Source organism: Nitrospirillum karajorum, from assembly GCF_036348415.1.
GTDB lineage: Bacteria > Pseudomonadota > Alphaproteobacteria > Azospirillales > Azospirillaceae > Nitrospirillum > Nitrospirillum amazonense_B.
The window spans coordinates 644,842-659,171 of sequence record NZ_JAZBQB010000002.1 but is presented as its reverse complement, the minus strand read 5'-3'; the positions used below and the strand labels follow the sequence as shown (position 1 = coordinate 659,171).

At 67.8% G+C, this 14,330-nt stretch carries 13 protein-coding genes; 1 reads left to right on the top strand and 12 read right to left on the bottom strand.

The genetic code is table 11. From position 1 onward, the window contains the following. Positions 1 to 14: 14 nt before the first annotated feature. The 12 genes from UCD39_RS10535 to tatA all read right to left on the bottom strand — a co-directional run bounded on the left by UCD39_RS10535 (position 15) and on the right by tatA (position 12,022). Positions 15 to 224 carry a hypothetical protein gene (locus UCD39_RS10535; protein WP_330495981.1) on the bottom strand — a complete coding sequence of 70 codons (210 nt, stop codon included), beginning with the start codon at positions 222 to 224 and terminating at the stop codon, positions 15 to 17. A 132-nt stretch (positions 225 to 356) separates the two neighbouring features. Beyond that, entirely contained in the window at positions 357 to 1,490 is a 1,134-nt protein-coding gene (locus UCD39_RS10530; RefSeq protein ID WP_330495980.1) for a THUMP domain-containing class I SAM-dependent RNA methyltransferase, read from the bottom strand. An 82-nt stretch (positions 1,491 to 1,572) separates the two neighbouring features. Further along, positions 1,573 to 2,592 (bottom strand): FAD:protein FMN transferase, encoded by a 1,020-nt coding sequence (locus tag UCD39_RS10525; RefSeq protein ID WP_330495979.1) that lies wholly within the window; start codon positions 2,590 to 2,592, stop codon positions 1,573 to 1,575. After that, positions 2,589 to 3,143: a nitrous oxide reductase accessory protein NosL gene (locus UCD39_RS10520; RefSeq protein WP_330495978.1), complete on the bottom strand. Its 555-nt coding sequence runs from the start codon at positions 3,141 to 3,143 to the stop codon at positions 2,589 to 2,591. The genes UCD39_RS10525 and UCD39_RS10520 overlap by 4 nt, the downstream gene beginning before the upstream one ends. Continuing rightward, on the bottom strand, positions 3,143 to 3,973 hold the full coding sequence (locus UCD39_RS10515; protein WP_330495977.1) for a DUF2705 family protein: 831 nt from the start codon (positions 3,971 to 3,973) through the stop codon (positions 3,143 to 3,145). The genes UCD39_RS10520 and UCD39_RS10515 overlap by 1 nt, the downstream gene beginning before the upstream one ends. Then, entirely contained in the window at positions 3,970 to 4,878 is a 909-nt protein-coding gene (locus UCD39_RS10510; protein WP_330495976.1) for an ABC transporter ATP-binding protein, read from the bottom strand. The genes UCD39_RS10515 and UCD39_RS10510 overlap by 4 nt, the downstream gene beginning before the upstream one ends. Then, positions 4,875 to 6,293, bottom strand: coding sequence for a nitrous oxide reductase family maturation protein NosD (locus UCD39_RS10505; protein WP_330495975.1), 1,419 nt, complete (start codon positions 6,291 to 6,293; stop codon positions 4,875 to 4,877). The genes UCD39_RS10510 and UCD39_RS10505 overlap by 4 nt, the downstream gene beginning before the upstream one ends. A gap of 4 nt (positions 6,294 to 6,297) precedes the next feature. Further along, positions 6,298 to 8,259 (bottom strand): TAT-dependent nitrous-oxide reductase, encoded by a 1,962-nt coding sequence (gene nosZ, locus UCD39_RS10500; RefSeq protein ID WP_330495974.1) that lies wholly within the window; start codon positions 8,257 to 8,259, stop codon positions 6,298 to 6,300. Between the two features lie 43 nt (positions 8,260 to 8,302). Next, positions 8,303 to 10,507: a 4Fe-4S binding protein gene (locus UCD39_RS10495; RefSeq protein ID WP_330495973.1), complete on the bottom strand. Its 2,205-nt coding sequence runs from the start codon at positions 10,505 to 10,507 to the stop codon at positions 8,303 to 8,305. 216 nt (positions 10,508 to 10,723) lie between these two features. Continuing rightward, the gene (locus UCD39_RS10490; protein WP_330495972.1) at positions 10,724 to 11,479 is read right to left on the bottom strand and encodes a ferritin-like domain-containing protein; all 756 of its coding nucleotides are present in this window, start codon (positions 11,477 to 11,479) and stop codon (positions 10,724 to 10,726) included. A gap of 32 nt (positions 11,480 to 11,511) precedes the next feature. Next, positions 11,512 to 11,760 carry a hypothetical protein gene (locus UCD39_RS10485; RefSeq protein ID WP_330495971.1) on the bottom strand — a complete coding sequence of 83 codons (249 nt, stop codon included), beginning with the start codon at positions 11,758 to 11,760 and terminating at the stop codon, positions 11,512 to 11,514. A gap of 91 nt (positions 11,761 to 11,851) precedes the next feature. After that, positions 11,852 to 12,022: a twin-arginine translocase TatA/TatE family subunit gene (gene tatA, locus UCD39_RS10480; RefSeq protein ID WP_330495970.1), complete on the bottom strand. Its 171-nt coding sequence runs from the start codon at positions 12,020 to 12,022 to the stop codon at positions 11,852 to 11,854. Positions 12,023 to 12,539: 517 nt separating this feature from the next. On the opposite strand from tatA, the gene UCD39_RS10475 reads away from it, so the two are divergent. Further along, positions 12,540 to 14,210, top strand: a complete 1,671-nt coding sequence (locus tag UCD39_RS10475) for a ShlB/FhaC/HecB family hemolysin secretion/activation protein (RefSeq protein ID WP_330495969.1) — start codon at positions 12,540 to 12,542, stop codon at positions 14,208 to 14,210. The last annotated feature ends 120 nt before the right edge of the window (positions 14,211 to 14,330 follow it).

The window sequence follows — 14,330 nt, the reverse complement described above, 5'->3', positions numbered from 1 at the left end:
TCGCCTGAACCGGATCAGGCCTTGATGTTCAGCAGCTTGCCGCGATCGTTGTCGACCGAACCGGTATCGACATCGCCGTCGCCATCCCGGTCCAGCGTGGCCGGCTGCTGGGGTGCGGTCTGGGTGGCCTGGGTGGACGCGCTGTCCGTCGCCGCGGCGGGGGCGGCGGGGCGGTACAGCGAGGAAACTGAACTGGCGTAACCGCCGATGGAGGAAATGCTCATGATGGGTACTCCGGGAAACGGGGATCGGTTCGGTCGCGTTTTTGCTTCGATCCCAGTATATCCCCGGGCTGCGGTTCCAATTGTGGAGTTTTGTCGAGTCCTGCGGAATTGCCCTGCCCCTGACGCCTCTTGTCACGCCGCCGGGGGCAGGGGGGCCGTCTGGTACAGCGTCACCTTGATGCCGCCGTGCAGCACCGGGGCGGTGGTCGGCAGGAAGGGCAGGTCGGTCACCTTGGCCAGCGCCGGCTCATTGGTGATGATGGCGGCGCGCCAGCCGGCGAACCGCTCCCGCAATACCTTACCCAGGGCGCCGTACAGGGCGTAGAGCTGCTTGGTGTCGCCGATGCGTCCGCCGTAGGGGGGATTGACGATCACCAATCCCGGCGGCCCCTCCGGTGCCGTCAGGTCGCTGATGGCGTGATGGCGGAACTGGACACGATCCTCCACCCCGGCCCGCGTCGCGTTTTCCAGGCTCATTTCCACGGCACCGGCATCGCGGTCGCTGCCGTGGAAGCGGACGGTGGGGGGCGTGCCGGCAACCGCCGGGGGGGATGCCTTGAGCGCGGACCAGGCGGCGGCATCGAAACCGGCCAGCTTCTCGAATGCGAAGGTGCGGCTGCGCCCCGGTTTCAGCCCGGCGGCGATCTCCGCCGCCTCGATCACGAAGGTGCCGGACCCGCACATGGGGTCCACCACCGGCTCCTGGCCGTCATAGCCGCACTGGCGCAGGAACAGGGCGGCCATGGTCTCCCGCATCGGGGCCTTGTTGACCGCCTCCTTATGGCCGCGCTTGTGCAGCGCTTCGCCAGAGGTGTCGATGCTCAGGGTGCAGAGGTCGTCATCGATGCGGGCCTTGATGACGATGTCGGCATCATCCGCGATGGCGGCGCCCAATTCCTCCGTGATGGCGCGGGTGATGCGCTCCGCCGCGGCGCCGGCGTGGTAGATGCGCGACTTGGTGCAGCTGGCCTCCACCCGCACCGGCACGTCGGCGCGCAGGAAGTCCGCCCAGGGGAAGCGGCGCGCGCGCTTGTCCAACTGCGCCAGGTGCAGGGCGCGGAAGGCGCCGATGCGCACCAGCACGCGTGTGGCGCCGCGCAGTTCCAGGTTGGCGCGCCAAACCTCCCGCCACCCACCGCGGGTGCTGACGCCGCCCTTGCCGGCCAGCAAGCCTGTGAAACCGGCCGCCTGCATCTCCGCGCACAGCGCGGATTCCAGGCCGGGGGTGGTCACCACATAGATGTCGAATTCAGTCGTATCGTCCATCGCGCCTTGATATCGCGCCGCCGGGAGCCCGGCGAGGGCTTTCTGGCCCATAGCTCCCATGTGGGGCCTCCTGTGAGGCGGCTCAGGCTCGCCCCGTTGCGGTGAGCGTGGTGACCAACCCGTCGGCGCCCGCGCGCCAGGCCCGGCACTCCGGGAACCGGGCCAGGACGCGGGCCCCCGCCGGCGTGACGCTGAGCGCGGTGGACAGCGCGTCAGCCAGGGTGGCCGTGGGCGCGCTGACGCTGACGCTGAACCTCGGGTCGCTGCACCGCCCGGTCGCCGGCGTGAACAGGTGGTTGAAGCGGCCGGTCGGCTCAAACGGCGTGCCATAGGCGCCAGAGGTGGACAGCGCCTGGTCCTGCAGCGGCAGGGTCAACAGCGTGCGGTCGCCCTCCCCCGGCGCCTTGATGCCGGCGGTCCAGGGGCGTCCCGCCGGATGCGTCCCCACCGCGCGTATCTCCCCCATGTCCACCAGCGTATGGGCCACACCGCGCGCCTTCAGCAGGGCCACCACCTGGTCGGTGACATAGCCCTGGGCGATGCCGTTCAGGGTCAGGGCCATGCCGGGGTGATGGAACGCCACCCGGTCGGGCTCCACCGTCACCTTGTGATACCCGACCCAGGCCAGCGCCTGGCGCACGGCGGCGTCCGGCGGGCCGGCGGGATCGGCGCCAGGCCTGCCGAAATGGCCGGCATAGAGGGCCCACAGCGGCTGCACCGTGGGGTCAAAAGCGCCATCCGTCCGGTGGGCGATGGATAGCGCCTGGGCCAGCAGCGCCACCAGCTCCGCCGGCGGGTCGACCAGCACGCCGTCGCGGTTCAGACGGCTCAGGGCGCTGTCCGGGCGGTACAGGCTGAAGATGGCCTCCAGCCGCGCCACCTCCGCCAGGCTGGCCTGGATCAGGGCGTCGGCCTCGGCCGGGTTCGGGTGGTTGATGACCAGGCGGGCGTCCGCCCCCAGCGCCACGCCCGACCAATGGCGCAACGTGGGCATCTCGACGGCGGCGGCCGGGCGCAAGCCCATCAGGGGCAGGTCCAGCAAGGGCAGGCCGGCGGCGGCGGCCAGCAGGGTCAGGGCGCGGCGGCGCGTGGGGGTGTTCATGACGCGCCGCCGGCCGTGCGCCCAGCCGTTTCCTGCCCGGCCGGGCCCCGATCGTCCTCTTCAAACACCTGGTCCTTGCGGATGTCGGTATACCGCACCACGGTGCCCTCATGCGCCTGGGCGAAGGCCCGCGCGCCCGCCTCGGTGCCGAAGGGGAACAGTTCGAGGCCGCCCATGGCCCCATGCTCCGCGCTGCCCACCACGTAGAAGGCGGCGCGCGCGTCGATCCAACTGCCGGCTGCCGGGTGGTGCTGGTCGTTCAGCTTGTCCATGTCTGTCACATAGATGGCGGCGATGTCCTTGGGCTCCTCCGGCAGCAGGGTATAGGCCACCGTGTCGCGGACGGAGGCGAACCACACCGGCATGGGATCGCCCTTCAGCAAGACCTGACCCTTAGGGCCGCCGTGCTCCGTCACCGCCATGTTACAGAAATGGGCGAGGTCTCCGTCGGTCAGGTTGTGCGGTGCCGGGATGGCCCCGACCTCCGCCTTGGGTTTGCAGCCGCCCATGGCCAGGACGGCCAGCACGGCGAACAGGTAAGGGGCGCGCATCAGATTTGCCTCCGGGAAAAGATGAGGGCCGCCGCCGCCAGGGGCAGGGCGGTCCAGCCGGCCAGAACGGCGAGAAGGGTGACGGGGCCCAGATGAATCTGACCCGCGATGCCGGCCATGCCGGCGAATTGGCTGACCTGGGCGGTACCGGTCAGGTTGAACAGGCGGAAGGCGTCGGCCGGGTTGGCCAGCATGAGCCAGTTCAGCAGGCCCACGGTGACGGTCTTGCCCTGGTCCGCCACCAGGATGCCCAGCAGGGCCATGTCGAACACCAGCACGAACACCAGCCACAGGCCGATGGCGATGCCGCCGGCGGCCCCCCGGTCGCGCACCACGGCGCTGACCAGATAGCCCAGGGCGATGAACACGGCGCCCAACAGGATGCTGGACCCGATCAGCCCGGCGAAGGCGCGCCAGCCTTCTGGTCCGGTGTCGGCGCAGGTCAGGGCCAGCGCCGCGCCCGCCGCGCCATAGCCCACCAGGGTGGCGAAGCCCAGCAGCGCCAGGTGCCCCAGGAACTTGCCCAGCACGACCTGCCCGCGCGAGACGGGATAGGACAGCAGCAGGCTCATGGTGCCGCGATCGACCTCACCCACGATGGCGTCGAAGGACAGCAGCAGGGCGATCAGCGGCACCAGGAAGATGGTCAGGCTGGACAGGCTGACCACCACCACGTCCAGAGCACCCGCCCCGACGGTGCCGGTGGGCACGCTGCCCAGGAAGGTGAGACTGAGTGCCAGGGTGGCCATCAGCAGGGTGGCGGCCACGACCCAGCGGTTGCGCAGGCCGTCGCGGATTTCCTTGCCAGCGAGAATGAGGGGAATGCTCATGCGGCCTGCTCCTGTCGCAGGAAATGGGCGTAAAGCTCGTCCAGGCTGGGCTCAACCACCGAAAGGTCGGCCAGGGGCAGGCCGGTCAGGCGGCGCAGCACCGCCACCTTGTCACCGCCGGCGCACCGGCACTCCACCGCGTGGCCGTCGGTTGAGACCTGGCCCAGCGTCCCCAGGGCGTCCGCCACCATGGCCGCCGGGGCCCCCGTGGCCCGGATGCGCACAGGCAGGTCGGCCAGGTGGCGCAGGCCGGCCAGCGTGCCGTCGGCGATCTTCACCCCCCGGTTCATGACGATGATGCGGTCGGTCTGGCCCTCCAGCTCCGTCAGCGCGTGGGAGGACAACAGGACGGTCACGCCCGCGCGGCGCAGGTCCTGCACGATCTCGTAGAACACTTGGCGCAGGGCCGGGTCCAGGCCGGTGGTCGGCTCATCCAGGAACAGCGCCTTGGGCTGCCCCAGCAGCGCCTGGGCCAGGCCCAGGCGTTGGCGCATGCCCTTGGAATAGGTGCCGACGCGGCGCCGCGCCGCCTCCGCCTCCAGCCCCACGCGGGCCAGCAGACCGGCGTTGCCGGCGCGGTCAACACCCTTCAGCCGGGCGTAGAAATCCAGCGTTTCCCGCCCGGTGAGGGAGGGGTGGAAGGCCAGGTTTTCCGGCAGATACCCCACTGCCCGGCGCAGGCGGGCGGCATGCGCCCCGGCTGGATCCTCCCCCAGCAGGCGGACGCCGCCCCGACTGGGCCGGATCAGCCCCAGCATCAGCTTGATCAGCGTGCTCTTGCCGGCGCCGTTGTGGCCCACCAGGGCCACGCATTGGCCGGGGTCCAGGTGCAGGCTGACCTCGGTCAGGGCGGCGCGGGCGCCGTACAGCTTGCTGACCTGGTCGATGGTGACGGAGGGGCTCATGGCTGGGAACTCGCCGTGGCTAGGGGGGCGTCGGAGTCCACTGGCGTGTCGCCGGTTATCGTCGGTGGCTTCATCAGGGGGGCGCTGTCGATGACCCCGCCGGGATGCAGGGCCGGGAATTGGGCCTGGGCCCAGCGGATCACCTGGATGGCCGGGCTGTTCAACAGCAGCTTGGCGGCCGGGAAGCGCCAGACCACGCGATCCACCAGGTCGTTGGGGCGATAGGCCTCATCGGCGATGCCGTCGCCGTTCAGGTCGAAGGCGGGGTTGTCGCTCCAGTAATTCCCGCGGCCGTGATCGGACCAGTCCAGCGACCGGGTGCCGACATACATGACCTGGGTGCGATTGCCGATGAAGGCGTTGCCGGTCAGGGTGTTGCGCTCCGCCCCGGCGGTGAAGTGGATGCCGATGTCACAGCCGTCGAAGCGGTTCTCGGCGATGCGGTTCTTGTTGGCGTTGTAGACGAAGACGCACTTGGCCGTGCCGGCGCGGAAGCCGCCTTCGGTCCCGGCCACACGGGGCATCATGGCGCCGTCGCCGCCATCCTCCCCGGTGGCTGGTCCCATTCGCGTTTGGCGGAAGCGGCCCTCCACCCGGTTGCCCGTGATGGTGGACGCGTTGGCGTAGTTCAGCAGCAGGCCATAATCGCGGTCGCCCGCCGACTGGTTGTCGCGCACCTCCAGGCGGTCGGAAAACATGAGGGCGAAGCCGATGTCGTTGCCTACCGACACGTTGTCCAGGACGCGGCTGTCGTTGGTGTACATGTAGTGGATGGCGAAGCGGACGCCTTCCATGCGGTTGCCCTGGAACAGGTCTTGCCGGCTGGCGTTGGCGAAGATGCCGTCGCGTCCGCCGGTGATGCGGTTGGCGATGATGCGGGCGCCGGGGGCGTTCCACACCGTGACGCCGTTGCCGCGTTGGCTCATGGGCAGGTCGGTGCGGCCGGCGATGTCGTTGTCCTCGACCGTGGCGTCGCGTGGGCCCTGGACGTAAACGCCGTAGAGGTTGCCCGTCAGGCGGTTGCCCACCACCCGCGCGCCGGTGGCCGTGGGCAGCAGCAGCAATCCGGAATCCATGGCGTGCTGCTCGGGGCCGGAGCCTTGCAGGGTCAGGCCCCGCACCGTGACGTCGGGCGCCGTCACTGTCAGGGCGCTGCCGGCGCCGCCGGCGTCGATGATGGCGACATGACCGGGCGCCCCCTCCAAGATCAGGGGCTTGCCGATGGTGATGCCGCCCCGGTGGATGCCCGGCGCCAGGTGTAGGACATCCCCGGGGGCGGCGGCCGCCACCGCGCGGGCCAGCCCGTCCCCGCCGGCGGGCACCTCCCGCACATCGGCGCGCGCGGGCAGGGCCCAGGGGCAAGCCCCCAGACAGGTCAGGGACAAGTACAGCAGAGCGGTGGCGGTCCTGCGCATGGGGTCAGGCCTTGGCCGGGTGGACCAGCATGCGGCCCACCATTTCCATGTGCAGGGCATGGCAGAACCACTGGCAATAATACCAGTGCACGCCCGGCCGGTCGGCGGTGAAGGTGACGGACGCCGTCGCCTGCGGCCCAATCTCCATGGCGATGCCGTGGCCGGACAGGGTGAAGCCGTGGGTCAGGTCGTCGACATCGTCCATATTGGTGATGAAGACGGTGACCTCGTCACCTTGGTTCACCTCGAACTTTTCCAGGCTGTAGGCCGGCGCCACGGAATACACGTAGACGCGGACCTTCTTGCCGTCGCGGATGACGTTGGCGGCGGATTCCAGCTCCACCCCATCCTTCTTGGCCCACTGCCGCGCCTCCTCCCACATCGGGTCGTCACGCTTGTAGACGCTGATGGGGTTCACCTTGGACCGGTGAACGATCATGGCGTCGTGCGGCTCGGCGAAGCTGGGGCCGTCATGCACCACAGCCATCTTGTCGCCGGAGATATCGATCAGCTGATCGTTCTCAGGCTTCAGCGGGCCGACGTTCAGGAAACGGTCCTTGGAAAACTTGTTCAGCGACATCAGCCACTTGCCGTCCGCCTCCTTGGTCTCACCCATGGAGGAGTGGTTGTGGCCCGGCTGGTACTGCACATCCAGCTTCTGGATGATGGGGTCGACCTTTTCCCCCTTGAAGGCGCGCTTGGCCTTTTCCAGGTCCCACTTCACCAACTGGCTGTCCAGGAACACGGTGGTGTAGGCGTTGCCCCGGCCGTCGAAGGCGGTGTGCAGAGGCCCCAGGCCCACCTGCGGCTCCGCCACCACCACGTCGCGCGGCTTGATCTTGTCGGCGAACAGATCGTCCAGCTTGCGCACGTCGATGACGGTGACGGTGGGCGACAGCTTGCCGTTGAAGACGACATGGATGCCGTCGGGCGCCACGTTGCAGCCGTGCGGGTTGTTGGGCACGGGAATGTAGCGGGTGTAGCGCGAGCCATGGCGGCCATCGACCACGGGCACGCCGTTGATGACCTTGCAGTCGCCCTTCTTCACCGCCTCTTCGATGCGCTTGATGTCGAAGACGACGGCCCAGTCCTCGGTGCTGGCGGTCATGTCGGCCAGCGTCGTGCCTTCCTCGGAGTTGTAGCAGGTGGAGAAGGCGTACTTGCCCTGATAGTCGGCGTCGCAATTGTCCAGGTTGCCGTCGACCATCACCTGCCAGGCCACCTTCATGGCGTCGCCGTCGATGGCGGTGAAGACGCAGCCGTACTTCTTGGGCTCATCCAGCACGCTGCCGTCGTTCACCAGCGGGGCGCGGTGTTCGCTGTTGGCGAAGACATAGCCGGTGCGCGGGTACTTTTGCGGCCGCAGGCCATGGATGTCGTGCGCGTTGGGGATCTCGATGATCTTGTCGCACTTCATGATGTCGCAACGGATGCGGGCGACGCGGGTGTTGGCCTTGTCGTTGATGAAGATGTAGCGGCCGTCGTAGGTGCCGTTGGTGAACGACATGTGCGGGTGGTGCGCGTCGCCGTTCTGGTACAGGCCGCCCCGGTTGGCCAGGAACTTCTTGGTTTCCGGCAGCAGGCCCTCGGTCAGTACCTTCTTGGACTCGTTGGTCAGACCCCAGCCGGTGGCGGAGCAGCGGTTGAACACCGGGATGCGCATCAGTTCGCGCATCGACGGCATGCCCAGGATTCGGATCTCGCCCGACTGACCGCCGGAGGCGAAGACGTAATACTCATCCAGGTCGCCGGGCTTCACCTCGACCTTGTTCTTGGCCGTTGCCGGGGCGGCCTGGCTGGTGCCGGCGCCCACCAGGGCGCCGCCGGTGCCCACGGCACCCACCGCCGCGGCGGCCAGCGCCGCCTTGGCCGATCCACCGATCAGCCCGCGGCGGCTGAGGCCCGGCGAAGCCTCGCCATTGCTGTTGGCGGCGACCGGGACTTTGTTCAGATCTTCGTTCGACATCTTGCGTCTTCTCTGTTGGGTGATCTGGAAATCGGGGGAAAGGTCACTCCGCCGGCGTGCCGTTTTGGGGCGGGGCTGTTTTAGGCGGGGTTGCGGGAAGGGGGCCGGGGGTGGCCATGCCGGCTTGGCGCTCGCGCTTTAGGCGCCGCTGGATCATCACCGGGCATTTCTGGTCGTGGTGGTACAGCAGCTGGCAGTGCAGGCACTGGATGCATTCATTGGGATTGATGTGCCCCTCGGGGTGGATGGCCTGCACCGGGCATTCATTGCTGCAGCGCTGGCAGGGGTTGCCGCATTCGCGGTAGCGGCGCAGCCAATCGAACATGCGCAGCCGTGCGGGGATGGCCAGCGCCGCCCCCAGCGGGCACAGGTAGCGGCAGAAGAAGCGCTCGATGAACAGGTTGGCCAGCAGCAGGGCCACGGCGAAGACCACGAAGGGCCAGGACCGCCAGAAGATCAGGACGATGGCCGTCTTGAACGGCTCCACCTCCGCCGCCTTTTCCGCCATGGCCAGTTCGTTCAGCGACAGGCCGAACAGGACCAGGAAGATCACGTACTTGATGGGCCACAGGCGCTGGTGGACGCTGAACGGCACCTTGATTTGGCGGACCTTGAAGCGCTTGGCCAGGCGGTTGGTCAGCTCCTGCAGCGCGCCGAAGGGACACAGCCAACCGCAGAAGGCGCCCCGCCCCCAGAACAGCAAGGAGGCGGCCACGGCGAACCACAGCACGAACAGCAGCGGCTCCATCAGGAAGTAATCCCAGCTGAAGTCGGTGCGCAGGGCGTTGAAGAAGGTCAGGACGTTGACCACGGACAGCTGCGCATGCTTCCACCAGCCCAGCCACAGTAGCGTGGTGGCCAGCACGCCCAGGCGAACCCGGTCGTACAGGACTGGCCGGCGGACCAGTTCATGCTGGAAGAAGAAGATGCCGGTGACGGCGGCCAGCAGCACGGCCAGCAGCGCCACCCCCGGCCGGTCAGCGGCCCACATGCGGCGCCACAATTGGCCGCCGGCGGGGGCGTCCGCTGGGGTGGTCGCGGCCGTCGCGGGAACGGGCGCGGCCTTGGGCGCCGGCAGGCTCAGGTATTTCTGCGGCGGGGTATAGTCCAGGTCGAAGGTGATGAAGGCCTTGTCCAGGGTGGCCACCTGGCGCTGCACCAGCAGACGCAGGCGCCAGGGCTGGGCGACGTCGAAGGTGCTGCCGTCGGGGATGGTGAACAGGGCGATGTCGGGGAAGTCAGGGGCGTCGCCGGCCAGAGAGCCCAGGCGGGTGTGGTTGCGGTCGTGGAAGCGGATGGTGTTCTCGCCCTGGATCAGCTCGATCCGGTCGAAGATGCCGCCACGCACATAGCCCGAACCCTTGAAGGAATAGCGGCCAACCCCGGCGACGATGATGGCCTGCTGTCCCGGCTTCAGGCCGGATGTCAGGCGCTGGTAGCCGTCTTCGCCCAGCAGGCTGCGGCCCACCATCGGCAGGGTGGCCACGGTGGCGTAGAGATCGATGAAGGTGTCGTCGTCGGGGCCGGCTTCCGGCCGGGCGGCGGCGGCGGGCCCGCCCGCCTCGCGGAAGGCGGCGTTGACTTGGCCCACCGGCAACAGCAGGCGGCGGATGGAGCCATCGCCCAGCAGGGTGCTCCAGTCGGCGGCGCCGATCAGGCCCATGTTGACCACCGGGCGCGCCGCGTCGGCGGTGGCCTCGTCGTGGCTTAGCCCGCCTAAGCCCAGCGTATGAGCCACCTTGATGGCGGAGCGGACGATGGTGTCGCCGATCACCATGACGGTCACGGTGGCGCCGGACACGATGTCGACCGGCGGCTTGCCGCCCGTGTCGGCCATCATTTCCGGCACGCTGCGGCCGACATAGCCCTGGATGAAATGGTCGATCTTGGCCACGGGAATGCCGACCAGCACGATGGGTTCGTGATGGTCCACCAGCTTGGCGCCGGTGATGCGGGCGTTGGTGTCGATGCCGATGAGGATGGAGATGGGGCGGCCGGAATACCCGGCGGCGTTGACCACGTCGCTGTTCAGGTAGACATAGCCGATGACCTTGTCGCCAGTCAGAGCCGGCACCACCGCCGGCGTCCCCTGAGCGGGCCCGTAATGGTCGGCGCCGGGCACCAAGGCTTCGGGGGTCGCTTGGCCCAAGTAGTCCGTTACGTGGTTGACAGTCGGCACGGCCCAGGCGGGCCCTTGCCATGCCAGGAGGACGCAGGCCAGCGCCAAGGCCATCAAGCGCGACAGCATCGCCCCTCGCCGGGACGGGGCCGGCGTCTTGCCGGGCGCCACGCGGGCAAGCGGGGGCGCTATCGGCCGAGGCCGATGGGATAGGGCGGGTGACGGCATTGTCGAATGCGGCTTTGGCTGGTTCTGGAACCGGCGTCGGTTCCGATGGGGGCAGGCTTACCTGGGTAGTGGGGGTTCAGCTTTGCGCTGGGTCAAAAGATACAAAAAATATGAATGTTATTTCGCCTGCGTCGCTGAATGGCCGTGCAGGCGAACCAGGCGTTCGATGGCGGCCTTCAATAAGGCTTGCGCCAATGTAACGCCCTCAGTATCGGCCATGCGGTCCAGGGCCAGGGAATAGATGTCGACGGCCCGTTCCGCCAAGGCCAGCGCGCGGACGTCGGCGGCGGCGACGGCGGCGTCTACCTCATCCTCCACCGTGATGGCCAGGTCACGCAGGTCCCGTGCGTCCTCCACGCTGGGCAAGGGGCTCAGCGTGTCGCGTTCCTGGTGGTAGGCCTGCCGGCGGGCCCGCCGCAGATGCGCCGCATGGGCCAGTTCCTCCTGTGCCAGCGCCTCGGCCTGCCGCGCGACGGCTGGTGCCGCGGCATGGGCCGCCACATAGCTGTAGAAGGCGAAGGCGCGATCCTCGTTCAGCACGGCGATGGACAGCGCCTTGTAAGGGCTGAGGGTCGCGCTGGCCTCCACCTCTTCCCAGGATCGGGCGATGTCCGGGGGCAGCAGCCACCGCACCGGCGCGGCCGGCGGCACATGTCCCAGCAGGGCCCCGGCGCAGTTGCCGACCGCTGTGACATGGTGGCTTTCCTCCGCCGCCAAACGGCGGAACAGGGTTGCCAGGGGCGGCGTGTTCCACTGACGCTCCGCCAACATCGTATAGCGGCGCACCGCCTCCTCCTCCATGGCCAGCGCGATGGCCAGCAACTCTTCCATGGAGGCGACGGGCACGCTTGGCTCCTGGGACAGCAGGGGCATGGCGCTTGTTCCTCGGGCGATGGGGGCGGCCGTCAGCCGCAATGGCCGCCGCAGCATGAGCCGCGGTGCCGGGCCAGCAGTTTTTCAAACGGTACGCTGGACCGATGGTCGGGCAGGCGGCAGTCACGGGCCAAGGCCAGCACATCCTCCGCGCCCCAGGTGGACGGGCAGTCCGTGATGGTCATCACCAGGCCGCCGGGCGGTGGGGCTGCGGTGCCAGCGGTGGGGGAGGACAGCGAAATCGTGCCGTCGGCGGCGATGATCAGGGGGTGGTCGGTCATGGAATCTCCAGGCCTTCAAGGTTCTTATGGCAAGGTTCTTATGGCAAGGTTCTTATGGAAGGTGCCAGGGGGCGGTACGCCGTGATGGCGCTCAGTCGCGGGCCAGGGGCCGGGATGGCGGCGTGTCCTGGTCCGCCAGGCCGGATTTGAAGTTCCGGATACCGGCGCCCAAGTCGCCCAATAGCCGGGGCAGGCGGTTGCCAAAGAGCAACAAGGCGATCGCGGCGACGATCAACCAATGCCAGATACTGAAGGAACCCATGGGCGTTCTCCTGCCGTGGGGGGATGGCCCCAGGGGAACAGAGAACGAGCGCGGAAAGATTGCGCTGGCGCAAACCGGCGGCGTATTTGATGTATCGCAAATGCAACATTATTCGCGGCACGGAATTGCGAATTCTGGCAACGGGACCCAATATCACTGACCTTCTCCCGAATCGGCCCCGCGGTAAATGCGAAATCGCCTCAGTCACGGCGTGTATTCGACCGTCAGGCCGGGGCTGCCGGAATAGTCAGTTTTCGTCAGGATTTCCCGGAATCGACCCATGATTTTCCGCTGGGGAATTTTTTAGCCGAAAAGGGGCGAACCTAACCATGTGGATAGGGTGTTCTCCTCCGCTTGCGTCACCCGCATGCGCCATATAGTGGTAAGAACATACAATTGGCTCTACATCATATGCGCTTAAACCTTTGGTTAAGAACCTGCGGGATATGTTTTTGACTGACCATCGTCATTACAGCTTGGTGCCAACTTGCGGACGTTAAGAGCCATCATCGCCGCAATGGCCGTGATTCCGCCGGTGTTGGCCAAGCGGGCCGACGCCCAGGATACCGGCCAGATTCTGCGTGATGTGGAGCGGAACATCCCCCGTGAGGCTCCACGCGCCCCCACCTTGCCTGATCTGGCGCCGCCTCCCCCCGACGGGGAATTCCTGAAGGCGGGCGAGACGGTGCATGTCACCGGCTTCCGTTTCATCGCCACGCTGATCCCGGAATCGGAACTGCGGGCGCAGCTCACATCGTACGTGGGGCGCGATTGCACCCTGGGTGATTTGCGCGAGGCCGCCGCCCGCATCAGCCGTTATTATGCCCAGCATGACTATTTGGCTCGGGCCGTCCTGCCACGTCAGGATTTGGAAGGCGGCGTGGTCACCATCCAGGTGCTGGAGGCCCGCATGGGCCGGGTGCTCATCGACCCTTCCAGCGAGGTCCGCCTGGATGCCGACCAGGCTCAGGACTTCATTTATGCCCAGAATGCCCCAGGCGATCCGCTGCGTCCCAGCGCCGTGGCCACCGGTGTCTCCAACCTGGGTTTGATTCCGGGCATGCAGGCGCTCGGCGTCCTCGACGCCGGGGCTGATGAGGGCACCACCGACATCCATCTCAAGATGCGTGAGCCACCCCTGGTGACGGGTACGACGGTGATCGACAACAACGCGCCGCGCGAAATCGGCGGCGTGCGTGGTCTGATCCTCGCCACCATGACGGACGCTGCGGGGGTTGGGGACCAGGTCGCCTTCACCGGTCAGGTCAGCCAGTCGTCCAAATACGGCCAGATGATGGTGGGCGCCCCCGTCTGGCATGAGGGACTGTGGCTGGAGGCCAGCGGCGCCGTCCTGCAATACGACGTGCCCGCCGACATCAACGCCAGCACGCCGTCAGGCGACGCGCAGACGGCCGCCCTGACCCTGCGCTGGCTGGCGCTGCGCAGTTCCGCGGCACCCGTAAACTTGGCCTTCGGCCTGGAACACAAATGGACCAGCGACAAGCTGGTGGACGTGGTGACCGCGTCCAACCGTCTGGGGGCCATGATCCTGGCGGCGCACCGTCTGATGCGGGACGATTGGCAGGGCGGCGGGGCCTTTACCCTGGATGCCCAGGTCAAGGCTGGTAACGTCGACTTGTCCCATAATGCGGCCAACCAGGCCATCGACCAGGCCACCGCCCGAACCGCGGGGCACTTCGTCAAGGCCACCGCCTCGATCAGCCGCGCGCAGGTGCTGTGGCGGGGCGGCGACGCGCTGGTCACCCTGGCGGCGCAGATCGCGTCAAAGAACCTGAACAGCTCCGAACAATTTTCGCTCGGCGGCCCCAGCGGCGTGCGCGCCTATCCCCTGAACCAGGGCGGCGGCGACCAGGGCGCCATGCTGAATATCGAGATCGGGCAGATGGTGTCCGACAGCGTCCGCTTTTCCGCCTTCTGGGACGGCGGCTGGGTGGAGCAGCACAAGACCACCTGGGGCGGCTGGGAGGGGGTGGGCTCTCCCCACAACCATTATGTCCTTCAGGGCGTCGGCGCCAGCGTGCAGTGGACACCCGCCAGCAACGTGCAGATGAAGGCCACCGTCGCCCGGCGTATCGGCTCCGATGCGGGCCGGAACGCCGACGGTTTGGATTTGGACGGCCGGCGGCGTGAATTGCGGGCCTGGATGCAAATGGTCCTGTCGGTCTAGGGGGAATGATGACCAGCCGCGCACCTCTCCCCCAGCGTTCCTTCTTGCGGGCCCGCCTGCTGGGCTGCACCGCCGTGCTGTCGGTCATGCAGGCGCTGACCTTGCCGGCCGTCGCCGCCA

Coding starts and splice junctions, on each gene's coding strand:
- UCD39_RS10490 (WP_330495972.1), bottom strand. CDS start 11,479: ATGCCCCTGCTGTCCCAGGAGCCAAGCGTGCCCGTCGCCTCCATGGAA.
- UCD39_RS10475 (WP_330495969.1), top strand. CDS start 12,540: ATGGCCGTGATTCCGCCGGTGTTGGCCAAGCGGGCCGACGCCCAGGAT.
- UCD39_RS10520 (WP_330495978.1), bottom strand. CDS start 3,143: ATGCGCGCCCCTTACCTGTTCGCCGTGCTGGCCGTCCTGGCCATGGGC.
- UCD39_RS10495 (WP_330495973.1), bottom strand. CDS start 10,507: ATGCTGTCGCGCTTGATGGCCTTGGCGCTGGCCTGCGTCCTCCTGGCA.
- UCD39_RS10510 (WP_330495976.1), bottom strand. CDS start 4,878: ATGAGCCCCTCCGTCACCATCGACCAGGTCAGCAAGCTGTACGGCGCC.
- UCD39_RS10515 (WP_330495977.1), bottom strand. CDS start 3,973: ATGAGCATTCCCCTCATTCTCGCTGGCAAGGAAATCCGCGACGGCCTG.
- UCD39_RS10530 (WP_330495980.1), bottom strand. CDS start 1,490: ATGGACGATACGACTGAATTCGACATCTATGTGGTGACCACCCCCGGC.
- UCD39_RS10505 (WP_330495975.1), bottom strand. CDS start 6,293: ATGCGCAGGACCGCCACCGCTCTGCTGTACTTGTCCCTGACCTGTCTG.
- UCD39_RS10485 (WP_330495971.1), bottom strand. CDS start 11,760: ATGACCGACCACCCCCTGATCATCGCCGCCGACGGCACGATTTCGCTG.
- nosZ (WP_330495974.1), bottom strand. CDS start 8,259: ATGTCGAACGAAGATCTGAACAAAGTCCCGGTCGCCGCCAACAGCAAT.
- tatA (WP_330495970.1), bottom strand. CDS start 12,022: ATGGGTTCCTTCAGTATCTGGCATTGGTTGATCGTCGCCGCGATCGCC.
- UCD39_RS10525 (WP_330495979.1), bottom strand. CDS start 2,592: ATGAACACCCCCACGCGCCGCCGCGCCCTGACCCTGCTGGCCGCCGCC.
- UCD39_RS10535 (WP_330495981.1), bottom strand. CDS start 224: ATGAGCATTTCCTCCATCGGCGGTTACGCCAGTTCAGTTTCCTCGCTG.